This is a genomic window from Enterocloster citroniae, assembly GCF_040545455.1.
Classification (GTDB): Bacteria; Bacillota; Clostridia; order Lachnospirales; family Lachnospiraceae; genus Enterocloster; species Enterocloster citroniae.
This window is the reverse complement of record NZ_JBEPLZ010000002.1, coordinates 317,440-343,104: the sequence shown is the minus strand read 5'-3', so window position 1 is coordinate 343,104 and position 25,665 is coordinate 317,440. Positions and strand designations below refer to the sequence as shown.

25 protein-coding genes and 1 tRNA gene are annotated in these 25,665 nt (G+C 48.6%); 6 read left to right on the top strand and 20 right to left on the bottom strand.

All coding sequences use genetic code 11. The annotated features are described in order from the left end of the window. Positions 1–37: 37 nt before the first annotated feature. Positions 38–406: a desulfoferrodoxin family protein gene (locus ABID13_RS03650; protein WP_007860386.1), complete on the bottom strand. Its 369-nt coding sequence runs from the start codon at positions 404–406 to the stop codon at positions 38–40. Between the two features lie 84 nt (positions 407–490). Further along, positions 491–1,015 carry a DUF6933 domain-containing protein gene (locus ABID13_RS03645; RefSeq protein ID WP_045094170.1) on the bottom strand — a complete coding sequence of 175 codons (525 nt, stop codon included), beginning with the start codon at positions 1,013–1,015 and terminating at the stop codon, positions 491–493. A gap of 437 nt (positions 1,016–1,452) precedes the next feature. Between ABID13_RS03645 and ABID13_RS03640 the strand changes: the two genes are divergently transcribed. Both ABID13_RS03640 and ABID13_RS03635 read left to right on the top strand, forming a co-directional pair. Then, positions 1,453–1,944 carry a hypothetical protein gene (locus ABID13_RS03640; protein ID WP_007860389.1) on the top strand — a complete coding sequence of 164 codons (492 nt, stop codon included), beginning with the start codon at positions 1,453–1,455 and terminating at the stop codon, positions 1,942–1,944. 425 nt (positions 1,945–2,369) lie between these two features. Further along, positions 2,370–2,441 (top strand) — tRNA-Glu (locus tag ABID13_RS03635). Positions 2,442–2,613: 172 nt separating this feature from the next. Here ABID13_RS03635 and ABID13_RS03630 read toward each other — a convergent pair. The 7 genes from ABID13_RS03630 to ABID13_RS03600 form a co-directional block, all read right to left on the bottom strand. Then, on the bottom strand, positions 2,614–3,180 hold the full coding sequence (locus tag ABID13_RS03630; protein WP_048929787.1) for an HD domain-containing protein: 567 nt from the start codon (positions 3,178–3,180) through the stop codon (positions 2,614–2,616). A gap of 30 nt (positions 3,181–3,210) precedes the next feature. Then, positions 3,211–3,678 (bottom strand): SsrA-binding protein SmpB, encoded by a 468-nt coding sequence (smpB, locus tag ABID13_RS03625; protein ID WP_007860391.1) that lies wholly within the window; start codon positions 3,676–3,678, stop codon positions 3,211–3,213. A 26-nt stretch (positions 3,679–3,704) separates the two neighbouring features. After that, positions 3,705–5,918, bottom strand: a complete 2,214-nt coding sequence (gene rnr, locus ABID13_RS03620) for a ribonuclease R (RefSeq protein WP_048929904.1) — start codon at positions 5,916–5,918, stop codon at positions 3,705–3,707. A 193-nt stretch (positions 5,919–6,111) separates the two neighbouring features. Continuing rightward, positions 6,112–6,366 (bottom strand): preprotein translocase subunit SecG, encoded by a 255-nt coding sequence (gene secG / locus ABID13_RS03615; RefSeq protein WP_007860395.1) that lies wholly within the window; start codon positions 6,364–6,366, stop codon positions 6,112–6,114. A gap of 97 nt (positions 6,367–6,463) precedes the next feature. Next, on the bottom strand, positions 6,464–7,411 hold the full coding sequence (locus ABID13_RS03610) for a type I phosphomannose isomerase catalytic subunit (protein ID WP_045094182.1): 948 nt from the start codon (positions 7,409–7,411) through the stop codon (positions 6,464–6,466). Positions 7,412–7,654: 243 nt separating this feature from the next. Then, positions 7,655–8,932, bottom strand: a complete 1,278-nt coding sequence (gene eno / locus ABID13_RS03605) for a phosphopyruvate hydratase (protein WP_048929788.1) — start codon at positions 8,930–8,932, stop codon at positions 7,655–7,657. Between the two features lie 148 nt (positions 8,933–9,080). Continuing rightward, positions 9,081–10,040: a hypothetical protein gene (locus ABID13_RS03600; RefSeq protein WP_007860400.1), complete on the bottom strand. Its 960-nt coding sequence runs from the start codon at positions 10,038–10,040 to the stop codon at positions 9,081–9,083. Between the two features lie 388 nt (positions 10,041–10,428). Between ABID13_RS03600 and ABID13_RS03595 the strand changes: the two genes are divergently transcribed. The 4 genes from ABID13_RS03595 to ABID13_RS03580 all read left to right on the top strand — a co-directional run bounded on the left by ABID13_RS03595 (position 10,429) and on the right by ABID13_RS03580 (position 15,595). Next, positions 10,429–11,505: a tetratricopeptide repeat-containing glycosyltransferase family 2 protein gene (locus ABID13_RS03595; protein WP_007860401.1), complete on the top strand. Its 1,077-nt coding sequence runs from the start codon at positions 10,429–10,431 to the stop codon at positions 11,503–11,505. A gap of 44 nt (positions 11,506–11,549) precedes the next feature. After that, the gene (locus ABID13_RS03590; protein WP_053095347.1) at positions 11,550–13,058 is read left to right on the top strand and encodes a collagen-like domain-containing protein; all 1,509 of its coding nucleotides are present in this window, start codon (positions 11,550–11,552) and stop codon (positions 13,056–13,058) included. 489 nt (positions 13,059–13,547) lie between these two features. Then, a complete protein-coding gene (locus ABID13_RS03585) occupies positions 13,548–13,961 on the top strand; it encodes a hypothetical protein (RefSeq protein ID WP_242856934.1) in 414 nt (137 codons plus the stop codon). Continuing rightward, on the top strand, positions 13,913–15,595 hold the full coding sequence (locus ABID13_RS03580; protein WP_276325538.1) for a collagen-like domain-containing protein: 1,683 nt from the start codon (positions 13,913–13,915) through the stop codon (positions 15,593–15,595). The genes ABID13_RS03585 and ABID13_RS03580 overlap by 49 nt, the downstream gene beginning before the upstream one ends. Positions 15,596–15,780: 185 nt before the next feature. Here ABID13_RS03580 and ABID13_RS03575 read toward each other — a convergent pair whose 3' ends face one another. The 11 genes from ABID13_RS03575 to spo0A form a co-directional block, all read right to left on the bottom strand. Then, positions 15,781–16,116 (bottom strand): DUF2461 family protein, encoded by a 336-nt coding sequence (locus tag ABID13_RS03575; RefSeq protein WP_007860405.1) that lies wholly within the window; start codon positions 16,114–16,116, stop codon positions 15,781–15,783. Continuing rightward, a complete protein-coding gene (locus ABID13_RS03570; protein ID WP_330376670.1) occupies positions 16,067–16,465 on the bottom strand; it encodes a DUF2461 family protein in 399 nt (132 codons plus the stop codon). The genes ABID13_RS03575 and ABID13_RS03570 overlap by 50 nt, the downstream gene beginning before the upstream one ends. 11 nt (positions 16,466–16,476) lie before the next feature. Beyond that, a complete protein-coding gene (locus ABID13_RS03565) occupies positions 16,477–17,325 on the bottom strand; it encodes an RNA polymerase sigma factor (RefSeq protein ID WP_048929907.1) in 849 nt (282 codons plus the stop codon). A 416-nt stretch (positions 17,326–17,741) separates the two neighbouring features. Then, positions 17,742–18,746, bottom strand: a complete 1,005-nt coding sequence (locus ABID13_RS03560; protein ID WP_007860410.1) for a peptidylprolyl isomerase — start codon at positions 18,744–18,746, stop codon at positions 17,742–17,744. 13 nt (positions 18,747–18,759) lie between these two features. Beyond that, positions 18,760–19,545 (bottom strand): Cof-type HAD-IIB family hydrolase, encoded by a 786-nt coding sequence (locus ABID13_RS03555; protein WP_007860412.1) that lies wholly within the window; start codon positions 19,543–19,545, stop codon positions 18,760–18,762. Then, positions 19,538–20,152 (bottom strand): Maf family protein, encoded by a 615-nt coding sequence (locus ABID13_RS03550; RefSeq protein ID WP_007860414.1) that lies wholly within the window; start codon positions 20,150–20,152, stop codon positions 19,538–19,540. Before ABID13_RS03550 ends, ABID13_RS03555 begins: the two co-directional genes overlap by 8 nt. Positions 20,153–20,249: 97 nt before the next feature. Then, positions 20,250–20,801 carry a putative ABC transporter permease gene (locus tag ABID13_RS03545; RefSeq protein ID WP_048929790.1) on the bottom strand — a complete coding sequence of 184 codons (552 nt, stop codon included), beginning with the start codon at positions 20,799–20,801 and terminating at the stop codon, positions 20,250–20,252. 46 nt (positions 20,802–20,847) lie between these two features. Next, the gene (locus ABID13_RS03540; protein ID WP_007860418.1) at positions 20,848–21,288 is read right to left on the bottom strand and encodes a divergent PAP2 family protein; all 441 of its coding nucleotides are present in this window, start codon (positions 21,286–21,288) and stop codon (positions 20,848–20,850) included. 42 nt (positions 21,289–21,330) lie between these two features. Beyond that, the gene (locus ABID13_RS03535; protein ID WP_040415687.1) at positions 21,331–21,843 is read right to left on the bottom strand and encodes an HD domain-containing protein; all 513 of its coding nucleotides are present in this window, start codon (positions 21,841–21,843) and stop codon (positions 21,331–21,333) included. 57 nt (positions 21,844–21,900) lie between these two features. Beyond that, positions 21,901–23,346 (bottom strand): glycogen synthase GlgA, encoded by a 1,446-nt coding sequence (gene glgA, locus ABID13_RS03530; protein WP_007860421.1) that lies wholly within the window; start codon positions 23,344–23,346, stop codon positions 21,901–21,903. A gap of 97 nt (positions 23,347–23,443) precedes the next feature. Beyond that, positions 23,444–24,262, bottom strand: a complete 819-nt coding sequence (gene spo0A, locus ABID13_RS03525) for a sporulation transcription factor Spo0A (protein ID WP_007860423.1) — start codon at positions 24,260–24,262, stop codon at positions 23,444–23,446. Between the last annotated feature and the right edge of the window lie 1,403 nt (positions 24,263–25,665).

Genomic DNA, 25,665 nt, shown 5'->3' with positions numbered 1-25,665 from the left:
AATCCAGATGTTTTCCCGTATCACCGGGAAGGAAATCCTACGCCTTCCACAGTCCGTGGAGATTACAGTAGGCATACACAGCCTCCACCTCATCATCCGGACAGACCATAAACTCTGCCTGAGGCTTCTGGCCTGGCTTCAGTTCCTTTCTCTGATTGCCCTGCTTGGTCGCAAGAGCAATCCACTCTATGTAATGCTCGGGAAGCATGGGGTGCTCCGTGGAACCAACGGTGACCGTTACCTTCTGACCATCCACCTGGACAACCGGGACATGCTTTTCAACCGCTGCATCCGTGGTATTAGGCTCCAGTTCCTGCATCTTTTCACCGCAGCAAACAACCGGGACCCCGCTGCTCTTTACAAATGCGATTATATTGCCGCAATGGCTGCAAACATAAAATTTCATAGTGTTACCCCTTTCTCTGTTGTATTTAACTTATATTTCAAGTCTACCACAAACATTACTATTTACAAGGTAGAATTGGTATAATTAACAAATATGTAACAATTGGCGGGCATCCATATCTATTTCCCAGCAATAGGAAGGCTCCTGATATCCCTCATGCCCTGCCATCCTGCATCTCTGCCTGTTTGCTTCCATACAGTGCACCTGCTGAAAAAGCCGGGTTTCATCCACCAGCACCGGAACACTCCAAAGGCAGTCATCCATCCTGTTCAGCCCAGCCACGGAACGGCGTCCATGGGTCCTGGTAAGTTTTAACGGGCCTGCCTGCGAAAGGTATGCTTCTATCTGACAGGATCTGTATCCCTCCGCTCCCAGGACCTGCCGCAGCCCCTGGGTAAATACTAAGGGAAAATCCCTCCAGGCCGCCCCGTCCATGCCGCTCATCACCACGGCCAGGCGGTTGCTGGAATTTACTGCTACAAGGGTATCCCTGCTTTGAAGCTGGATACGGTGCAGTTCCCAGCAGAAAAACAAGTCCTTCTGTGTCCTGTCCTCCAGCTGTTTTATCTTAAGGTATGTTTGCAGTGGTATTGTAAGGCCAAGCTCCATGGCTCCTTTTCCTCCTAATGCTATTCCGAGGCTTAGAGACTTATGTTCCTGCGGATTCTTTTATTGCATTATTATTGCATTATATTTATTACATTATATACATTATAATATCATGGATCAAAGGTTCCTGCCACCCTCTCATGCGCTCCCCCACGCTCACCCTCACGCTCTTAACGTCCATTCGCAACTCACCCTTCGCGTTCATTCACAAACTTCTCACATTCTGTTCATAAATTTGTTACAGAATGATAAAACTTTACTCATATTTTTCCAATATACTAAATATTGTAAAGAGTTAATGCTAATAAAACTTTTTTTCATAATACTCGGCCGGTGAAGATAACTTCACCGGCCTCCTCCTTTTATCCCATCTTTTCCTTTTTCAGGATAACTTTTATCCCTTTCCGGCATATGATAAATAAAAAAGGATATTTTCCATGAATTACGAAAATCTCATTTCTGTTACAGGCGTCATAACCGATATCACAAATTACAACAATGACTGCTGCAGCCAGTTCATCACCATTACCGTGGACGGCCAGCAGATCAACATCATCATGACCCAGGATACGTTTGTGGTAGACACCATGCGTATCATGCCCGGAATGCGCATCGCGGCTTTCTATGACTCCACCCGCCCCGTTCCCCTGATCTATCCGCCCCAGTACCGGGCAGACATGATCGCCGTACTGAGACCTGAGGAGGATATCACCCTGGCTTACTTTGACAGCAGCCTTACGGCAATTGACAATTCCCTTCAGCTGAATCTGTACCAGTCCACCATCATCTCCACCCTGAACGGCCAGGCTTACCTTTGCCCTCCCGGAGACCATTACCTGATGGTCTATTATGCGGCAACCACCAAAAGCATTCCGCCGCAGACAGCTCCCAACCGGATCATTGTGCTGTGCCAGACCACAACCCCCTGATACTCAAAGGAGCACAATAAAATGTCGAAAACCGCGGTCACGGTTCGTCAGTTTTTCCTTCCCATGTGAAAATGCATAGATTAATTTTTCATACAGGGAAAACTTTGTGCACACTTTTTATGCGTCATATGCTATTATAATTAGCGTAAACCCCCCCAATACATTATATAGTTTTTGCTACACCCCATAAGAAACGAAATACCTTCTCCTGAAAAGACCAGTTCCCCGACTGGTCTTTTCGCTGTCCAAAAACAGGTGCACAAAGCAGGTATCCCTCCCCTGTTGCCGGTCCAAATACACTTCCCAGAAAATTCCAGAAAGAAATAAAATTTTTTCAAAAAGTACTGGACAAACTAAAAACAATATGGTATTATAAACAAGCTGTCGGTGATGAGTACAGCAAACAAGCAAAACAAACATCATAAGGCCTGATGGTCAAGCGGCTAAGACGACGCCCTCTCACGGCGTAAACCCGGGTTCGATTCCCGGTCAGGTCATACGAAAACAAGCAGATAACTGCTTGTTTTTTTGTTTTATTCCCTTCATTGTTTAGCAGGCCGCTGCTGCTCTGTTGAGCATGCACACCGGACAAGTGTCTCCCCGCAAAAAGGAATGATGCCCACGGAAGCCTCCGCCCCCAAATACCCAAATGCCTGGTCCAATGCAGCCTCAACCGTATTGCAGGCTCCTGTGCTGTGCTTCGCTGGTCTCTTCATCCATCAGCGTTCTAAGTTCCTTTAGTTTTTCATTTTCCTGAAAATATTCCATTCCATAGGAAAGATTAAACTCATAGTCAAAATCAGGCGGATTCGCGCCCTGGCTGTGTTGTATAATCGTCTCAGCCTTATCCATGGCTTTAACAAATCTGGCTTCCGGTGTCTGACCCTGGTTATATTCCTCACACAATGCCATGATCTCTTTTGCACATGGACCGGAAATGGCCTTGGTCGCCCTGGACACATCCAGCTGCTCCTGCCTGTGCTTTTCCCCTTCATCCGGCCTCAGGGCCGCTGATACATCGCCTGTGTACAGTTCTCCCAGATCATGGACAAGGCACATAAGCATCACCTTTTCCCGGTCCAGCTCAGGAAATTCACAGCAGAGGACAGCTGCCCCAAGGGCAAGACGCCAGGAGTGCTCTGCCGTACTCTCCTGGCGTCCTGTGGCTGTCCATGCGGTCCGCAAAGTGGATTTAAGCCCTTCCACTTCCTTTATAAATTCCAGATATCTTCTCATATCAACATCACATGGAACCTTCCGTTTTCCCTAATACAGGTTCTTGACCTTAAAGTCTTTTTCCAGTTCCCTTCTCTGATCCTTCTTGGCAATATCCGCCCGCTTGTCATAGTTCTTCTTACCACGCGCCAGCCCGATCTCTACCTTCACCAGGCTTCCCTTAAAGTACACCCGCAGCGGAACCAAAGTATAGCCCTTTTCCTTGATCTTGCCGCCTATTTTTAATATCTCATACTTGTGAAGCAGAAGCTTGCGCACGCGAAGCGGATCTTTATTGAAAATGTTGCCTTTTTCATAAGGGCTGACATGCATGCCGCAGATGTACATCTCACCCCGGTCCACCTTGACAAATGATTCCTTAACGCTGCATTTGCCCATACGGATCGACTTTACCTCGGTGCCAAACAGTTCAATCCCGGCTTCATATTTTTCATCTATAAAATAATCAAAATACGCCTTCTTATTGTTGGCAACCAGCTTAATACTTTCCTTCCCCATTAGTTCTATTCCCCTTTCTCGTCCATTTAATTCCCGTCCCAGTTCCTGGCCAGGACAAAATCAACGGTCCTGAGAAGCCGGTCCGTGCCGGATACCGTTACCCGCACAGGCTGTCCCAGTTTATATGTTTTCTTAGTCATCTCTCCCGTAAGTTCATAGTGCTGTTCGTCAAATATATAATAATCATCGCTCAGGTCACTCATGCGCACCAGGCCCTCCACGGTGTTTGGAAGCTCCACATAAAGCCCCCAGCTGGTAACGCCTGATATGACGCCGTCAAATTCCTGGCCGATGAACTGTGACATATATTCACATTTCTTCAGTTTATCAGTCTCCCGCTCCGCTTCGTCCGCCCTGCGCTCCAGCGCGGATGTCTGCACAGCCACCTCTGGCAGGATACGCTCATAATGGCCGGTCCGCTTATCCCCAAGCCCCCCTTTCAGGTTCTCCTTGATGATCCTGTGGATCTGCAGGTCCGGGTATCTTCTGATGGGGGAGGTAAAATGAGTGTAATACCTGGTAGCCAGTCCAAAATGGCCGGAACACAGAGTAGTGTACTTGGCCTGCTTCATGGAGCGCAGGGTCAGCCTTGAAAGCAGGGCCTCCTCCGGCGTCCCTTCTATCTTATCCAGCAGCTTCTGAAGTTCCTTAGGATGGATCTCCCCGTGCTGCATTTTTATAAAGTAACCAAAGTTATTGATAAATGTGCCCAGCTGCTTCATCTTTTCAGGATCCGGATTGTCATGGCTTCTGTAAAGGAAGGGGATGGATTGCCAGTAATGGTCCTCCGCCACTGTCTCGTTGGCCAGCAGCATAAAATCCTCGATTATCTTGGTGGCCGCGTTTCGCACATAGGGCTTAATCTCCAATGGCTTTCCCTTGGGATCCAGCAGGATCTTGCTTTCCGGGAAATCAAAGTCAATAGCCCCCCGTTTGCGCCTTTCCTCCCTGAGGATAAGGGACAATTCCTTCATACAGTCAAACATAGGGACAAACCCCTCATACTCTGCCATCACCGCCTCGTCCCGGTCAGTGACAATGGCATTGACCGCAGTATAGGTCATGCGCCGGTCCACATGGATCACGGTTTCCGCAACCTTATGGTCCGTCACAGTGCCCTGTGCATCCACCTCCATGATACAACTCAATGCCAGGCGGTCCGTACCTGCATTCAGGGAACAGATGCCGTTGGACAGCTTGTGGGGCAGCATGGGAATCACCCGGTCCACCAGATAAACACTGGTGCTTCTTTTAAGGGCCTCCTTGTCAAGAGGGCTTCCTTCCTTCACATAATGGCTTACATCCGCAATGTGGACACCCAGGATATACGTTCCCTTTCCAGTTTTACAAATGGTCACCGCATCATCCAGGTCCTTGGCATCCTCACCGTCTATGGTTACGGTCTGAAGCCCTCTCAGATCCAGACGGCCGGCCAGCTCCCCGGTCCAGTCCTCATGTGTCTTCAGATCATTGATCCCGTACTCTCCTAATACTTGCTCCTGATTTCCCGGAACCTCCAACGAATCCTCAATGTCCTGGATCTCATCCATGACCGCCTGAGGAAACTCCTCCGGCAGCCCGTATGCTCTGACAATGGACAGGATATCTGTCCCGGGATCATTGACATGGCCCAGGATCTCCGTGATACATCCCTCGGGTTTATGCTTTTCATCCCCATAGTCCTTGATCTTTGCCACTACCTTGTGCCCGGTGACAGCCCCCATATCACAGCCCTGGGGTATAAAAACATCCTTTGCCAGCTTCTGGTTATCCGGTATCACAAAACCAAAACTCTTATTCTTTTGGTAATAGCCCACCACTTCCTTGTTGGCATGCTCCAGCACCTTGATCACAGTACCCTCTGCCCTGCGCCCCGATGCCCCCATGCCGGATTTTGAATGACCGGATCTGACTGCCTCTGATTCCACCACGATCTGCACCCTGTCACCATGCATGGCTGCACCGGTGCGGTCCTCGGGTATGAATATATCCTGTTCCATGCCGTCTACTGTCACAAAGCCAAAGCCCTTGGGATGCCCGAAAAAAATGCCGTTAATGGAAAATGTCTCAGGCTTTCCGTATTTTCCCTTTTTCGACACACCGATCTTTCCTTCGGCCACCAGGGCGTCCAGCACCTCTGTCAGCTCATCCCGCTGTGATTTTGGGATATTCAGGAGAATGGCCAGTTCCTTTGCCTTCATAGGCACATAGGCCTTATCATCCATAAGTTCCGTAAGTATCTGTTTGCGCTGTTCCAATATTTCCTTTTCCATATAACCTCTCTTACCTGCCGCTTATGGCATGCCAGCCATCAAGCGCATAAAATGCTGTCAGCAATCCCAGCCTGTCCACATGTTCGATACAGCATAAAGCAATAAAACACCCTTATATGAATACAAGGGTGTTTTGGTCACGTTCGCTTCTGTTCTCTTATTATCCCTGAATCTTTAACAGGATATTCAGGATAATGGTAATTACCATAAATACAATGGCTCCGTACCTGGTAAAATGCTCCAGGGCACCTTCCATAGAACGGCCTCTGTTCTTGCTCCAGTAACTGTCAGTAGAGATACCGCCGATCGCACTTCCAAGACCATTGGACTTGCCCTCCTGCATCAGGATAACCACTGATATCGCAACACCAAGAATTACATATATGATTGATAAAATAATCTGAATAACTGACATTCGTGTGCACCTCTCCATTTTCTTATAGTCAAACAAAGATATCTTATCATACTTTGTCCAAAAACACAACCTGTTTTCCCATTTTTGTGACCATTTCCTATACGGCCTGGGATGAGATGAATGTTATCCTGCCCTTAAATTCCACGGTCCCATATCCTGCAGGTACAATAAAATGGCTTCCCTTTGCAACCGCGATGCCGTCCACCGTGCCCTCTCCCTCCAGGATGCTCACATTGGCGAAGCTGCTGCCAAAATCCTCCTCCCAGTGTCCTGTCACCTCCACCTTGTCCACTGTATAATAAGCGCAGGTGACCAGGTGATATTTCTTACCGTTGTCTGTGTCAGCCGTAAGCACAGGCTGCTGGTCCCTGTTCTCCACAAACGGGGCCCGGATCACATCAATGCTCTGCTTTACATGGAGCTGTCTGGGCTTTCCATTGGAAAGTCTGTCATAATCATAGACACGGTATGTAATATCACTGCTCTGCTGGGTCTCCAGTATCAGCGTTCCGCCCTTGATGGCATGGACGCATCCCGGATCGATCTGGAAGAAATCCCCCTTCTTAACAGGCACCTGGCGGATGAACTCATTCCATCTCCCTTCCCCGATCATCTGTGCCAGTTCCTCCCTGTCCTTTGCGTGGTGGCCTATGACAATGGTTCCATCCTCATCACAGTCCAGGATATACCAGCACTCCATCTTGCCAAGGGAGCCGTTCTCATGCTCTGCCGCATATGTATTATCCGGATGGACCTGGATGCTTAGGTCCTCCCTGGCATCTATGATCTTTACAAGAAGAGGAAATTCCTCACAGGAATCAGCTGCTTTGCCAAACAGTTCCCTTTGTTCCTTCCAAAGTGAGCTCAATGTACGTCCTGCATAGGTACCGGATGCCACTTTACAGTCACCGCTTCTGTGGGCACTGATCGCCCAGCACTCTCCCGTATGGTCGCTGGGGATATCATAGTTATACACTTCCTTAAGACGGCTTCCGCCCCAGATGGCTTCCTTAAATACCGGTTCAATGAATAACAGTTCTCTCATGCTTTATCTCCTTAACCCATGCTGTATTTTTTCTTATTTCATCATACCCCAGATTTCTCCTTTGTCAAGATTTACATGGGTAAAACAACCGGTTTTACATTATCGTGTACTCCCCTTCTGGCACTTAAATCTGCGAGATGATCTCTTGTCAGCTGTGCACAAATTTGTGAGGCACACAGGTTGTGTACATTGATCCAATCTGTGTAGGGCCGGCAAAAGATCATCTGCAAAAACATGCGCTGGTCAGACTTCGAGGGTAAGGTTTTCCTCAATGCGCAGCAGCTGGTTGTACTTGGCCACACGGTCGGAGCGGCATGGCGCTCCTGTCTTGATCTGTCCCGCATTCACTGCCACCGCGATATCTGCAATAATAGAATCCTCCGTCTCACCGGAGCGGTGGGAAATAATGGTGCCAAATCCGGCCCGTTTTGCCATCTCAATAGCCTCAAAACTCTCCGTCAGGGTACCAATCTGATTCACTTTCACCAGAATGGCATTTCCGGCTTCCATCTCTATCCCTTTAGCCAGTCGTTTTGTGTTGGTAACAAACAGATCGTCACCCACCAGCTGAATACGGTTTCCAAGCTCCCTGGTCAGCATTTTCCAGCCCTCCCAGTCCTCTTCCTCCAAGCCGTCCTCAATGGAGCAGATAGGGAAACGTTCCACAAGGCCTCTGTAGTACTCCACCATCTCACTTGCACTGCGGCGTATCTGCCTGCCTGCCATCCGGCTCTCTCCCGGGAACAGATACATTCCCGATGCCTCATCATAGAGTTCACTGGAGGCTGCGTCAATGGCGATCTTCATGTCCGTGCCCGGCTTTAACCCGTTCTTTTCCATGGCCTTGACCAGGTATTCCAGAACTTCCTCAGAGTTCTTAAGATCGGGTGCAAATCCGCCCTCATCGCCCACGCCGGTACTGTAGCCATCTTCCTTTAAGAGTTTTTTCAGGGTATGATAGACCTCTGCACACATCCTCAGTCTCTCTGAAAAGCAGCAGGCTCCATATGGCATGATCATAAATTCCTGAAGATCCACTGTATTATCGGCATGTTTTCCTCCATTCAGGATATTCATCATGGGAATAGGAAGCTGGGATGCATGTATTCCTCCCAGATAGCGGTAGAGAGGCATATGAAGGCCATTGGCAGCCGCTCTGGCCACTGCCATGGATACGCCCAGTATGGCGTTCGCCCCTAATTTTCCTTTATTCTCCGTGCCGTCTGCATCTAAAAGCATTTGGTCCAGCCTTCTCTGGTCCAGTGCACTCTCAAAAAGCACTACCTCGCTCAGCACTGAATTCACATGCTCCACTGCCTTTTTTACACCCTGGCCGTTATACCGTTCCCCGCCATCACGCAGTTCCACTGCCTCAAATTTTCCTGTAGATGCGCCGGAGGGAACTGCAGCCCGTCCTGTGGCTCCGCCCGCCAGGCATACCTCCACCTCTACTGTAGGATTCCCCCTGGAATCCAGTATCTCGCGGCCTGTAACCGCCTCTATCTCCAGCTCGTTCAACATAAAAAATGACCTCCTCATATCAATCTTATCATTGATATAAGGATAGCCATTTTTTAGCATTTTATGTATGGTTTATGGGCTTTATGGCGGAGTTTTACCTGACTGCCCTGTCAGTTGGCCCTGGCTCCGTTAGTTGGTCCCGGCTCCGTTAGTTGGCCCTGGCTCCGTCTGCACCAACCGTAAATCCGTCCGGTGTGACCGTGCTGGAGAGCATGGCTCCGTTTTCATCACAGTAATACTGCTTATCTCCCCAGGAGATCCATCCGGTCCTCATATAACCTTCCTCGTCAAAAAAGTACCATTTGGAATGGATATACTGCCAGTTGTTCTTTGTATAACTTCCGTCCGTATTTACATACCACCAGCCTCTGTCATCCCTCATCCACTGTCCATTCAGCCTTACCAGGTCCTGGTCGGTTATCTCAATATAAGATGACTCCTCCCAGTCCCCTGCATGATTCCTTGCGTCAATGGCTCTTACCTTAAAGTAATAGGTGCCTGTTCTGGGAAACTTACCCGAGAAATCAAAGCTGTTCTCCTTCACTGTGTAGACAGTTCCGATCCCATCATCAGAGCTGCTGTTCCCTCTGCGGCACAGACGTACCTTATATGTCTTTGCCAGATCCAGGTGATCCCAGTGGGCGATTCCGTTGTCCTCATCCCAGATCAGTCCGTCCACATCCAGATCCTCATCATCCTCATCCAGCTTTTCCAGGGTAACGGTGAGCACCATCTCGGATTTGTCGCTCTTAACAGAACTGGACACATACTTTACCTTATCCCCGTCAAATTTAAATGCATTCTTGCCTGATTTGGAAAAGTAGTAATCAGAATCCGCCGACAGCCATATCTCCACCTTTGGCTTGTCACCACCGATCCAGTAATCTCCTTCATTTACAATATCCACGCTTTCAATGGAGCATTCCCCACTGTCCAGCGTAACATCCACCGTTCCGCCTGATTCCCCTGCCTGTATGTCGGAAGCGAACGTAAGCCCAATGGTCCCCACTTTTGTCCGTTCTTCTTTCGCGAAACTGACCAGGGACATGGACATTGCAACCACCAGAGCCAGACCGGCGACAGCGGCCCCTTCCCATCTCCTTCTCATAAGAAATTCCTCCTTTGTCCTTGTTCTCACTCTATCATACCACAAAACACCGATGATTGAAATCTCCTTTCCGATCCTCAGTTCAGGGAATTTACTGTCCATTTTCCCATACACCAAACTTGTTCCATTTTCATATAGTATTACTAGTACTGAGTTGCGTAAATAACCGTAAATAAAGCGCCTGAACCGCCCAAGGCATATCCGAAGCCAATCCCATGTCCGTCTCACGGACCGGGCCAAAAGCCGGGGAATATCCCATCAGGGGCAATAGACGCCGCACTTCGGTTATTGATGCAGATCAGTATCGGGCCGGAAGACCATCAATCCAAGATCCACCCATATTCCAAAGCCCGGTCAGATAAACAGTTTAGTACAGGGGGATTATTTCTTGATTACCTTAAGTCTTTGTATGATTGTTAAAAATGAAGAGGCAGTGCTGGAGCGAATTCTAAAGCCCATGTCCCTGGCAGCAGACCAGATCATCATTATGGATACCGGATCCACTGACAGGACAAAAGAGATTGCACGCCGTTATACCCAGGAAGTCTATGATTTTCCCTGGAAAGATGATTTTGCCGCAGCCAGAAATGCGGCCTGCGAAAAGGCATCCATGGATTACTGGATGTGGCTGGATGCCGATGATACGGTAAGTCCGGAGACTGTAAAACAACTTATTAAGTTAAAAGAAAGTCTGGATCCGTCCACTGATGTGGTGATGATGAGATACGCCACAGGTTTTGACTCCAAAGGCAGGACTACATTTTCCTACTATAGAGAGCGGATCCTTAAGAACCACCGGGGATTTCTGTGGCAGGGAAGGGTCCATGAGGCCGTGACTCCGGGAGGTAATATCCTGTATTCCGATATAGAAATACAGCATAAAAAGGAGGGCACCGGCGACAGGGACCGCAATCTGAGGATTTACGAGACCATGCTAAAGGAAGGAGAAAAACTGGAACCCAGACACCAGTTTTATTACGCCCGGGAGCTGTATTACCATGAACGTTTTTCCGATGCCATCCAAGTACTTGAGAACTTTCTCAGGGAACCGGACGGATGGATTGAAAATAAGATCGATGCATGCCTTCACCTGTCCTATTGTTATGACAGGACGGGGCAGCGGGAACATGCCATGATGGCTCTTACTAAAAGCTTCGTCTATGACATTCCCCGGGCGGAAGCGTGCTGCGAAATGGGACGTCTTAAACTGGAAAACGGAACCTTACGGGAAGCCGTCTACTGGTACAGCCAAGCCCTGGCATGCAGTCCGGATGAACGCTCAGGAGCTTTTGTCCAAAAAGATTGTTATGGCTTTCTTCCTGCCATTCAGCTATGTGTCTGCTATGACAAGCTGGGTGATCCCAAACGGGCCTACTACTATCACAAAAAAGCCCGGAATCTAAAACCGGATCATGAGGCCGTAAAGCAGAATCAGGCATATTTTGAACGCATCTTAAAACATTGAACGGAAGCAGATGCTTCCAGATAATAAAGCAAGGAGAGGTTGTTATGTATTATGATTTTCCACAAGGAATGAACCCATATCCAGACTATCATATGGACAGCCGCAGCGATTCCATGAACATGGAACAGCGCCGTCCAGGCTGCGGCACCACTGAGGGCAGCCGTTTGGCAGGCTCAGGCTGTGGATGCGGCTGTGATTGTGACTGTTGCGACTGCTGCTGTAATGGCAGGGGTCCTACTGGACCAACCGGGCCTCAAGGCCCCAGAGGCTGCCCCGGAATCCAGGGACCCACAGGCGCTACCGGTGCCATGGGACCACAGGGTTATGTAGGGCCCACCGGACCAACCGGGCCTATGGGGCCGCGAGGATTTAACGGCGCCACTGGCCCCGCAGGACCACAGGGGCCACAGGGAATACAGGGACCGGCCGGTCTTACCGGCGCTACCGGACCAACCGGGCTTCAGGGGCCGCAGGGCATCCAGGGGCCCACAGGTGTAACAGGCATTCAGGGGATTCAGGGACCGCAGGGCATCCAGGGACCAGCCGGCGCTACGGGTGCTGCCGGTGCCACAGGTGCTACCGGAGCCACAGGTGCCACCGGCGCTCAGGGAGTTCAGGGCATACAGGGGCCTGTCGGACCCACCGGTGCAACAGGGGCTCAGGGTATCCAGGGGACCCAGGGGCCTGCCGGACCCACCGGCGCTACCGGCGCTCAGGGAGTTCAGGGCATACAGGGGCCTGCTGGGGCTACCGGACCTGCTGGGGCCACAGGCGCCACTGGGGCTACCGGGGCTCAAGGGATTCAAGGACCGGCTGGGACTACCGGGGCCACAGGTTCTCAAGGTAACCAGGGTCCGATTGGTCCTACCGGACCTACAGGGGCCACTGGGGCTACCGGCGCTACTGGGGCCACGGGGGCTGCTGGAGCTACGGGGGCCACGGGCGCTACGGGAGCCACAGGCGCCACGGGGGCTACTGGGGCCACGGGGGCTGCTGGAGCCACGGGGGCTGCTGGAGCTACGGGAGCCACGGGGGCTACGGGGGCTGCCGGCAATGCTGTAGAATGCTTCTGCGTTGAACAGATGAGAAATCTGATCCGGCAGATCATCAGCCTTTACCCCAATGATACGATTATTGTTGCCATGGAAAGCGGCAACAATGTCAGCGGACGTCCGGGTTCACTTTTACCCGCCCCCAATACCAATCCCAACGCCGGTCTGTTCCAATTGGTGAATAGCCAGGGGGTTCCCCAGGAAGCGGTGTCAATCTGCCGGATTACAGCTATACGAATCACCAGTTCAACTTACAACAACAGCATCACTTATCTTCCTGCTCCAGAACCTCTACCAATTGGATGTGGTGCAGATTGTCAAAATGCAATACGGGCATATCTGCCAGTCGGAACCAGCGGTGTAGATATCAAAGCCGGCGGTCAGACCGTTGCACAGGGGACTGTTTTAATAAATGAATTCGGTATGTTAGTTCTCGTTGGTCCCAATAACAATGATCCAACCTTTGTTTCTGCCTGCAAAGCCGAAATCATATCAAAATAAACCAAAACCATCCGAAATCGGATGAAAACAATATTATACACAGATGAAATACGGCTCTTTCTGGTTCCATTGGATCAGTTCACCAACAGAGCCGGAGGTATTCCATTTATGGATATGAAATTTAAGTGTTTAAAATACAAAAGATACATTACAATCCAGACTTTATCATGGCCCTTTTTCACACACGTGTTGCCAACAGAAATGAAATTCCGGTTCAGCAGGTTCGATTCTCCTGCAGTTCCGGAACCGTGCTGATACAGGTATTACCTGCTCATAGAAAGCAGAGGAGCCGCCACCACTTCTCCTCCCACATTATCCGAGGCCAAACCAGAGGTCTTTTAGATAAAAAACCGGTAACAAACATCACTCCATAAAAGCTTATCCATTAACTTGCCTTGCAACATTCCTATTACCCAAAAGGAGGGGGAGAAATGTATTATAATTATCCCGATAATATAAATATGCATGATAATACGAACCGTCAACCATTTGAAAATGACTTTAATACTTCATCCGGATGTATGGGAGAATCCAGGTGTCCCGGGGATTGCAAATGCTCTGGAAACTGTAAATGCCCTGATAACTGCAAATGCTCCGATAGATGCAAATGCCCCGATAACTGCAAATGCCCTGACAGATGCAAATGCCCTGACAGATGCAAATGTCCCGATAACTGTAGATGTCCTGACAGCTGTGATTGTCCTGACAACTGCAGATGTAACTGCGATTGCAGATGCTGCAATCCATGCCCGAATCCAGGATGCTGTCCAAATAGAGGACCAACAGGTCCAAGGGGACCTATGGGACCAGAGGGACCAAGAGGACCCATGGGAGCAACTGGGCCAAGAGGACCTATGGGACCCGTTGGGCCGAGAGGATGCCCCGGAATCCAGGGACCAGTAGGGCCCACAGGAGCCATGGGACCACAAGGTTATGTGGGGCCAACAGGACCGGTCGGACCAACAGGTGCACAGGGTGTAAATGGAAATACAGGTTCTACCGGAGCTACCGGACCTACCGGACCTCAGGGACCTAGAGGAATAACCGGCACAGCCGGTGCCACTGGCGCTACCGGAGCCACTGGTACCAGTGAAACTATCACCATCCGTAATACAATCACCGGAGATCCAGGTGAACCGGCCGAAGTGATCGATATAACCGGCGGACCTGACCATGTCCTGGACTTTATTATTCCTCGTGGGGCTACCGGGCCTGCCGGGCCTACCGGTAATACTGGAGCCATGGGACCTGCCGGTGCTACCGGAGCCACAGGTGCTCAGGGTATACAGGGTGTTGCCGGACCTACCGGGGCTACCGGGCCTCAGGGTATTCAGGGGGCTACCGGTTCTGCTGGTGCCACGGGCGCTACAGGTGCTACCGGCGCTACCGGTGCCACTGGCGCTCAGGGTATACAGGGTGTTGCCGGACCTACCGGGGCTACCGGGCCTCAGGGACCGCAGGGCATCCAGGGAGCTACAGGTGCTGCCGGTGCCACGGGTGCTGCCGGTGCTACGGGCGCTCAGGGTATACAGGGTGTTGCCGGACCTACCGGGGCCACCGGGCCTCAGGGACCGCAGGGCATCCAGGGAGCTACAGGTGCTGCCGGTGCCACTGGCGCTGCCGGCGCTACGGGCGCCACGGGTGCTACCGGCGCTACCGGCGCTCAGGGTATACAGGGTATCGCCGGACCTACCGGGGCTACCGGGCCTCAGGGCATCCAGGGTGTTGCCGGACCTACCGGTGCCACCGGGCCTCAGGGCATCCAGGGACCTACCGGTGCTGCCGGTGCTACTGGCGCTACGGGTGCTCAGGGTATACAGGGCGTTGCCGGACCTACCGGACCTCAGGGTATTCAGGGCGTTGCCGGGCCTACCGGTGCCACCGGGCCTCAGGGCATCCAAGGGGCTACTGGAGCCACTGGCGCTACGGGCGCTCAGGGTATACAGGGTGTTGCCGGACCTACCGGTCCCCAAGGACCTCAGGGCATCCAGGGTGCAACCGGTGCTACCGGCGCCACAGGTGCTACCGGCACCACAGGTGCTACCGGCGCCACTGGCGCTACCGGTGCCACAGGTGCTACCGGTGCCACAGGTGCTACCGGTGCGGATGCAACTCTTGACGTACTTGCAACTGTTGACCCCACTTACCAGGATTCAACACCTGGCGGTGCATTGACGTTTCATGATGCACCTCTCCTGTCCGGCGAGTCCATTAGCCAGCAGGCCGGTTCTACCGATATCATTATCAGTGAGGCTGGAGTTTATCAGGCAGCCTTCCATTCCACAGTAACAGTGGGCGCCTGCATAACCATTCCCACCACGGTAACAGTCAGGCTGGAAGCTGACGGTGTATCTGTTCCCGGAGCCATAGCAAGACATACCTTTACTTTTTCAAATGAAACAGCCACCCTTGCATTTACAGTACCATTCACGGTTACCGCACCGCCTGTAACCCTTCGCGTAGTGGTAGATGAAGCAGGATTTATTTTCAGCAATGTTTCCCTTATTGTTATGCGGTTGGGCAACGTAGCTCCGTAATCTGGATGCAATTATCTTCTATGGCTACAGTTATCTTCCATGGCTGCTGTCATCCATGAATGGTAAGTTTCTGCTGATCGGCTGATCGATCGCCATGGTGAACAACCGGGTTATCCATAAAAAGATAACCCGGCTGTATCCTGTACATCCATCGCTCTAAGATAACGCTGACAGCGTACTTCCCCCTATATCGGCCTTTCCGGCATGACAAACCCATCCAGTGCCCTGTTCAGAAAATCATTAAATGGCTTTATCAGCAGGTACATTTCCCCTGCAATCTTTACAAACCTTTCTAAATCATCAAACACGCCGTCCTTCAGGTGATATTCAACAAACCAGCTTTTATATTTTAGATATTCTGCAGCCGGACAATCAGAAGGATATCCTTTGGGTACATTTTTCAACGATGTTCCCATAATCCTGAAATGTGCAGTAAATTCCGGTGATTCCACTATGCCCAAAAACTCCTCCTCATGCCCGTGTATGTATTCCCTGATGCGGTATGTGACGTCCTTGAACATATCTGCAAACAGCCCTCCTCCCAAAAATGACTTTCTCCGGCGATATGTAAAGAAAATAACCTACCGGAACAGGCAATTTACCTGCAGCCGCAATATGGCACCGGAACACAGGATGATAAGGCTGCTTATCCGCGCTGAACCTGGTATCCCTGTTCAGTTTAAATATCAAATTTCGTGGTTCATTGTGAAGTGCGGTTCTATCCCATGTTCCGATTTCAAGTATAAGGGCCTGAATCAGATCCTCAAACTCCTTGACAGCTGCCCGTTTCTCCTCTTTGTGGCCATGATACCATTGGCGATCATTATTCTGCTCCAAATCTGAAAGATAGGAAATCATACTGTTTTTCATTGCAGCTCCCCCTAAAGTTCCTGAATCTTTTTAAATGAGGCTGACTGCAAAATCTTACAGACCACATCCTGCGCCCGCACCGGCGACTGATAGCTGGGCAGCATTTCAAAGGTAAGGGCTAATGCATCCAGTTTTTCCATCTCATCCATAAACTCTTTTGAAACTTCCTGGTCCATTGTCTGAAGCTTAAGATAATCTAATTTTTCCGGGTTGATCCGCCTCTGAGAAATGGCATAATTGACCCGCCTGCTGCAGGAACAGATACCTTTTTCCGTTAGACCACAGTGAACATCCAGAAAAGCCGCTACCTTTTTCCGTATTCTTGAAAGCTTTTTGCGGTAATTCTCCGGAGTCAGATCTAAGATTTCTCCAGCCGTATGGCTGTCAAGCTTAAACATCGTTCCAAAAATAAAAATACATCTGCTTTCCGGGTCCAGGCACTGGAGCATTACATTGGTACAGCACATTTTTAACTCTTCAGCAAGTGTTTCTCTGCTGATATCATCCACCAGGTCATCAATACTTCCCATATCCGCATAACGGATGTCATTTCCATAATACTCAAAATCCAGCGGCTGACCGGCAAACATAGACCTCTTATAATTTTTCAGATAATTGACCGCCAGCCTGTACACCCATGTACGAAAGGAACTCTCCCTGCGAAAGGAAGACAAATGGGTCATGATTCGGATCAATATCTCCTGGGCCGCATCCTCTGCATCCTGGACCGTGCCCAGCATGCGCAGCGACAAATTAAACACAATATCCTGCACACTATCCAGCAATTTCTCAAGAGATCGATTGTTTCCAGCGATTGCCTCATCAATTAATACACGAATTTCATTTTCATCTCTTCTCATATTCTTGTCCTTTCCTGCTCTCTGCTGTTTATACTGTTTTACAGCTGAATAAAATTCAACACCCACCTCTCTATTATTAGACAGCAGTTTTCCACATCTGTGACAGAAAAAGACCTCATAAATCGTTCAGATAGTATGTTCCTTCTAAAAATACAGCTTCAAGTCCTAGTTTTTGGAAATATTCCGCCATGGCAATACATGCAAATCTCTCAGTTGAATAATGGGTAGCACCAATCACACTGATCCCGTTTGTTTTTGCAATCCTGTGAAACTCCAATGTGGGTTCAAAATGCATGTCCACGGCTTTTCTTATTACCTATTATTATCATATATAATAATCGATTTCATAAAATGCCGGACTTTTCCATAGCAAAAAAGCTGCCGGCTGTTATCATTATTCAGCCGGCAGCTTTCGATCATTTAGTAAAATAACTGTGATATAGTTGGAAAAAGCTGTCTGTCACACAACCCTGTCCACCGGAAAAATCCACCACCTCACGCAGGTCATCCTTAAGCTTTACTGCATGTTCCCGTACAAACGGTTCATAGATGGCCAGAAATGCCCTGGTCTTTTTATCCTGGGCCAGCATACTCTTCCTAGCAGCAGTCGCTTCCTCATCATATGCATTGGTACACTTGAAAATATAATACTTTCCGTCCTGCTCCACAATGCCGCTGATCTCATCCTGCTCCAGAGCAAATGCTGCCTCCTGCCTGCTGTCCAGATGGTCATTCCATTCCATGGTATATAAAATCTGAGCATCCTTGGAGCTTCGTGTAGCAATGGAAAAAAAGTCCGCATTTTCCTGCCGGACCTGAGACAGGATATCCTCCGCCCTCTCCCTGGTATCCAGTTCAATCTGCTGAACCTGGATCACCTTTGCCTCCGCGTCACTGACCTCCAGATTTTCATTCCTGGTCAGTTCCCCAACCAGCTTATCTGCTCTGTAATATTCACAATATAAGTCATATATTTCACTCTCTGATACATCTATATAGTCCTTATCCTGGTCTGACAGACTGCGGTAGTATTCCTTTGACAAGGTCTTGAGGGAATCCTTTTCCTGACCTGTCAATTCCACTCCCTGTTCGTCCGCCATCATATTCGTGGTAGCCAGTTCAATGAGGAACTGCTCAATCTGATCGATCAGCTTGTCCTCAAAGGTGACACCACTGTCGTCCGCTTTTACGGACCACAGTTCACTGGTATATATGTTTTGATAACGGTTCCGCTCAGTGGCTGCTATGACCATGATCTGTCCTTTGGTATAATCCTTTTCCACGGTCTTAACACCGTTGGAAGACGCAGCCTTTTTGGAGCAGCCTGCGGCAGGCAGCATAACCGCCATACAGACTGCAATCATTACAGCAACAGCTTTTCCTCTCATCCCCCGTATTCTGTTGATCTTACTTCCGTCCAATAAAGAACTCCTTTCACAGCAGATGTCTTAAAATCTTGAGGACACCGTCATTCTCATTGCTGTCAGCCTGGAACCTGGCTGCTTTCCTCACTTCTTCCCTTGCATTTGCCACAGCAAAACTGTAATATGCCCGGCCCAGCATCTCAATATCATTCAGCTGGTCACCAAATGCCATAGTTTCCTCAGGTTTGATCCCCAAACTATCCTGGATCGTCTCAATGGCCTTTCCTTTGTTCACACCCTTAGCCATGCAGTCCATCCACATATCGCCTGCACATGCTACCTTTAACTCATCCTTAAACTCTTCGTAAATATCTTTGGTGGCTGCTTCGATTCCCTCCGGCTTATAAATAGAAACCTTCACACAGGGCTCATCCAGCTCCAGAAGGTCATCTACCCTGGTCAGGTTGAATTTATAGCTCTCGGTAAGCCACCTGAACAACTCCTCATTGGGGGATTCTATATAATCTCCATTGGCACCTGCATAAACCACTTCCAGATCCGGATACCGGCGCACCTTCCTGATAATACGGTGAACGATCTCCGGCTCTATGGAATATACATAAAGGCTTCTTCCACAGCATCCCACATATGCCCCATTATTAGCAACATAAAAAATCTTTTTTTTCACAGGTTCAAAAGCATGCTCCACACTGGCCCATGGTCTTCCGCTGGCAATGACAAACTGGATTCCCTTTTCACGCAGCTTAAGAATGGTATCAAATACCTGAGGGTTTACACTGGGCGAGCCGTCCTGTACAAGTGTTCCATCCACATCTGATACAATGAGCTTAATCATCTTCCCTATCCTCCAAAAGTCCTTTAATCTCCTGGTTAAGCCTACCAAGAGGTAGGCCCACCACATTGGCGTAGTCCCCGTCAATTCCTTTTATATAAGCTGCAAACCGGCCCTGTATGCCATATGCTCCGGCTTTGTCTAGCGGTTCCGGACATCCTGCATATTCACTGATCTCCATGGGCGTCATGGGATATACATGGACATCCGTCTTTTCCGCAAAGGTAATACCATGGGTCATCCCCCCGCCCTGGCACAGCAGCACCGTTACACCGGTATATACCTGATGGGTCCGGCCCTGGAGTTTCTCAATCATCTCATAGGCCTTCATGGGGGTCCCGGGCTTACCAAGGATCTCACTTCCCACAGCCACCACGGTATCCGCACCAATGACCATGGTTCCTGCCCCGTATTCTGCAGCTATGTCTTCTGCCTTTTGTCTGGACAGTTCCATCACCACCCGGTCCGGCTTTCGTTCACCGGTTTCCTCCGCCATATGGCTCGGCCTTATCTCAGGTTCGATCCCAATCTGGTTCAGAAGTTCTTTTCTCCTGGGAGAGGCGGACGCCAGTATAACCCGGTATCCGCCCCAGTTCTCATTTCCATTCATGTCATTCTCCTTTAAATGTCCGCCAGATATAAAATACGCAGAAAACCAAAATGCTAATAGAGCTTTAGTACTATTTAGTGCAAATATATCTTTAATACTAATATATCTTCAGGCGGCCGATCGCCCTTTCCTCTTCTTCAATACCGCCCATGCGCAGACGCAGGCAATGGATAAAATCCACCAGGTAAAACACAGTCAGGCCAACCGCTAACATACTGCCCAAATTTCCAGGTATGCTAAACACCAGGGAACGTACCCAGTGATCCAGAAAATAGAAGAAAAACAGCCCCAATAACCCCCAGGCCAGGCTGCTCTCCAGGCAAACCATGCCCCTGTAATTAAATGCCTTGTGGCTGTAATCCCACCAGAACGCACCGAACAGGCGTACCATGATATTGGCTGTCACCAATTCCATCGTGGTGGCCATGGCCATGGATGCCGTATAAAGTTCTACGGGCCTTCCTGACACAGGCTTTAACAGCATACATGCCCCAAGAGCACCAAAACCGTATATGATGCAAAAGGGGCCATGGCCAAAGCCACGGTCCACCACAGGCCGCTTATATTCAACACTGAGGACAACGCATTCCAGCAGATATCCAAGAAAACTATATAGAAAAAACCAGTTAATGAAGCTGTAAATATTCATGCTATCTTCTGTCCTTCCTGTCTAATGTGACGTCTCCCCCAACACATTAAAAGTAAGGATCCATTGCAAGTGCAAGCAGAATTCCCAATATCGCACCTGCCATAACCTGCAGCGGGGTATGTCCCACATACTCCTTAAGTTTTTCCTGAAGCACCTCCGCATTCAGCTTCAGCGGATTTTCCATCAGGATGGAATTGAGAAGTTTGGCCTGCTTACCAGTCTCCCGGCGCACCCCGATGGCGTCATACATAACAACCATAGATACCACAAATGACACGGCAAACTCAAAGGAACCAACCCCATATCTCAGCATGGCCGCGGTCGTCATACCGCAAACCGTGGCGGAATGGGAACTTGGCATACCGCCTGATCCCACCAGCCGCTCCGCATTAAAGCTTTTATTCAGCAAAAAGTCGATCAGTGTCTTAAGGAACTGGGCAACCACCCATCCCATTACTGCGCTGACAAGAATCTGGTTGCCCAGCATTTGTGTCCAAACATTCATATCGTTCTTCTCTTTCCCCTTTCGTTAACGTCTGGCCGGCTGTGCAAAAAAGCACATCATGAGCCAGCGCTTAAACCGGGCCGTTGTCTCCAGCGTACTGCATAGTTTATCCGCACAGGTAATTGCATACCCGGCCTTTGTTACCGGAGGTACCGGTGTCAGGGGCCACATATGACGGAGAATGATCGTCTCCTCCTCCCATGACAGATTAAAATATCTGTCCGCATTGCGGAGTGCTTCTCTGGGATGGGTGAATCCATGAAAATGCTTCCCCGTCTCCCTGGCATGGGTATGCCAGTCGTATAAAAACAAATCATGGAGAAGCCCTGCTCTCGCAGCGCTTCTCCAATTTCCTCCAAACCTTTTACAGAACTTATATCCAAGATATGAAACCTGTATACAATGGGTCTTGCAGGTCGTTGTCCCATGCTGTATATACTGGTCCATAGACTGGAATACAGGATGTTCCAAAATATCCTTCACACACTCCATATATTCCTGATCACTTGTGTATTCATATAACCCTGATGGCTCCATGGGCATCACACCTTTCTTCCTTTATCAGATATATTATCTGATATTCCAGGTCCTCTGTCAATATCCAATCAGCCAATCGTAAAGTTCCTGATACTTAGCGGCAGATGCCCCCCAGGAGAAATCCCTGGCCATGGCCCTGTCAATGATCTTATTCCACTCACGGCGCTTGCTGGAGTAGATATACTTCGCATAGCGCACACTGCCCAGCATCTCGTGGGCGTTATAATTAGCAAAGGAGAATCCGGTTCCCGCTCCCTCGTACTCATTGTAAGGTTCCACAGTGTCCTTTAGACCGCCTGTTTCCCTGACAATGGGCACCGTGCCATAGCGCAGCGACATAAGCTGGCTCAGACCGCATGGCTCGAACAGAGACGGCATCAGGAACGCATCGCATGCTGCATAAATCTTATGGGACAAGGGCTCTGAATAATAAATCTGGGCAGACACCCTGTCGTGATACTTCCAATCGTAATGACGGAACATATTCTCATACCGCTCATCACCCGTTCCCAGCACCACCAGCTGCAGATCCTCGCTGCACAGTTCATCCATCACGCACTGTATCAGGTCCAATCCCTTCTGATCCGTAAGACGTGATACAATACCGATCATAAACTTCTTCTCATCTACAGGCAAGCCAAGTTCATCCTGAAGCGCCTTTTTATTCTTTGCTTTTTCCTTACGGAAATTCTTGGCATTATAGTTCTGGAAAATATGCGGATCCGTCTCCGGGTTGAACTCGTCATAATCAATTCCGTTCACAATCCCCCTGAGACTGTCTGCCCTGGCTCTCATCAGGCCGTCCAGACCCTCACCGTAAAACGGCATCTTGATCTCTTCCGCATAGGTGCTGCTCACTGTAGTGATAGCATCCGCAAATACGATTCCGCCTTTCAGCAGGTTACCATCTTTGTATGCCTCCAGCTTATCCGGTGCAAAATAGTAATCCGGCAATCCTGTAAAGCGCTGAATAGTCTTCACATCCCATACTCCCTGGAACTTCAGGTTGTGGATCGTGATGACCGACTTCATATCCCGGAAAAAATCTCCCTCGTGGAATCTGTCCTTAAGAAGTACAGGAATCAGACCAGTCTGCCAGTCATGGCAATGCACCACATCCGGCTGAAAACCAATGACCGGCAAGGCCGACAGGGCCGCCCGGCAGAAGAAGCAGAACTTTTCCAGATCCCAGTACCAGTCACCGTAAGGTTTAGGTCCGTTGAAATAGCTCTCATTGTCAATAAAATAGAAAGTGACGCCTTCATGCTCATATTTAAGAATCCCTACATAGCGGCTCTGTCCCAGATAGTCCATATAGAAGTGATTCACATATTCCATACGGTCACGCCACTCCTGCTTGATACACAGGTACTTGGGGATTATAACCCTTACATCAAAAAACTCTTTGTCAAAGCACTTAGGCAGAGAGCCAACTACATCTGCCAGTCCTCCTGTCTTGATAAACGGCACTGCTTCTGAAGCTGCAAATAATATTTTCTTCATCCAAACCTCCCTCTCCTGACGAACAGGTTCCTTATGCCTTTCCATATAGTATACCGTATTTTACCGAAATTAGGAAGTTCTTTCTGATTAAATTACTTTAAATTTTTTTGTATTCCAGAAGTATTTTATCTGATATCAGCGCAATAAATTCAGAGTTAGTGGGTTTGCCTTTTCCTGTGCTGATCGTATATCCGAATACTTCATCAATGGTTTCCATCTTTCCCCTTCCCCAGGCAACTTCAATCGCATGACGAATGGCCCTCTCCACGCGGCTGGCCGTTGTCTGGTTCCGTTTTGCAATGGCCGGATAAAGGATCTTCGTGACAGAGCTCATCATTTCCTGGTCCTCCACAGACATTGCGATTGCGTCCCTTAAATACTGATAACCCTTGATATGAGCAGGAATCCCTAACTCGTGAAGCATTTTCGTGATATCTGTCTCCAAATGCTCCTTCATGTATTCCTCTCTTGTGATATGTGACTCCTCTCCCGGTTCAAAGGGAGCTGTCACCACCTTACCCATGGTCTGCTTTTCCGGCAGCTTTCCAATGTGGCGGATCTTATTGACCAGAATCTCTTTGTCGAACGGCTTCATCAAATAGTAGTTCGCTCCCGCTTTGAACGCGTCTTCTGTCATCTGCTCTCCACCTACTGCACTTAAAATGATAAACGCAGGATTTTTCATAAATGTATGTTCGCTCTTTACCTTTTCCACCACGGATATCCCGTCAATTTTCGGCATTACCAGATCCAACAGCACGATATCCGGCGTTGTATCCACAATCATGTCAATGGCATCAGCGCCATTATCTGCCTTACCAATTACGGATAATCCATCCTCAGCATTGATCAGCTCATCCAGAGTATTCAGAATCAGCGGATTGTCATCAACAATCGCAACATTCAGCTTTTCCACTTCCTTTTACCTCCTAAAATTGTTTGCCTGTGCTAAACTACCTGCTAAAATATGTGTTAGTTGATTTTCGACCTTCTGGTTTACAAAAATCCATATCATTCGTCCTGAGCTCCTCGCGAATCTTATTATATATGTTCCCCATAACATATATCAACGATTCGTGGTCGCAATTTTAGACACATGTCGAATTATAATTGTATCATTGAGGGTTATATTTTGCAAGTTATTGTTTTGCAAGTTAACGAATCCGTAACAAATAACCACTATATTTTTAGCATATTTTCACATTTCGACACACATTTTGTCATAAATCGCCAGTAATCGACTAATTAACCCATATTTCATCATGCACTATTATAGAACGCATCCAACGCACATTTTCTCCTTGTCTTTTTCTGCTGGATTCCTCAAATTCATGCATCAGCAAGATACCCATGGGCTGTATTTTCTTTGTGAATTACGCGTAAAAACCATGTAATTTTGTAACCCTTTTATACTTTGTCCCTCATGTGTCGCAGCGGGAAGTGACATGAATCTGGATATTTTAGCAAAATATTTCACTGTGGTAAATCATTAAATTGGTAGTTTGTACGTGAAGCCCGCGCGTAGGAGGGGGAGTTATATTTATTTCAATGATTGGATATAAGGTGACAATTAGGGTTATTAAGTTAGATTGGTTCGTGTTTGTGCGAAGGGATGTTCTGAGTTTTTTTGGTGTAGAGGTGGATGGACGATCTGATGTGGCATGTTCTTCTTTTTGGGGGATTCAATCTAGCTTATATCGGCGGATTGATGATTGATATAAACTCCTGCCATTTCTGTTTGACATAATTTCACTAGGATATTCCTCACATCCGCTGGCCGCTGGAGGATATGATATTCTGAGGCAGGCTGCGCCACTTCTGAATAAAAATTTCTTTTGTTCCATTGCCACATAGGTGAAGGATCCGTATATGATCGTTGAATGCTTTTTAGTGTGATGGATAATTGAGGCATATGATGTTTGAACGTGTGATTACTTTTGGGTTATTGGAATGGGAGTGTGTTTGGTTTTCTTTATTGTAGAAGTGATGTTTTTGTTTTTTTGGGAAAAATTGGAGATGTTATTTTGGGAAGATGGGTGTATTGGAATAATTAATGGAGGGAGGCTATGTGGTCTTTGTATTGGGGTGATTTGATTTCTTTGATTTCTTTTGCATGTCGATCACTTATTCGGTACGCTGGAAGAACAGGATAGTCGGGTTTATCAGAATAGTGCTTTCATCTGATGTTTTAATATTTTTTATATTATATGACTTAATTTATTCGGATTGAATTAACCTATGCTGGGGCTGACCGTTTAGGGAGCAGCGATATCAATATTACAATGGATTTCTATCACCACAGCTTCCTTGCGGAAGCTG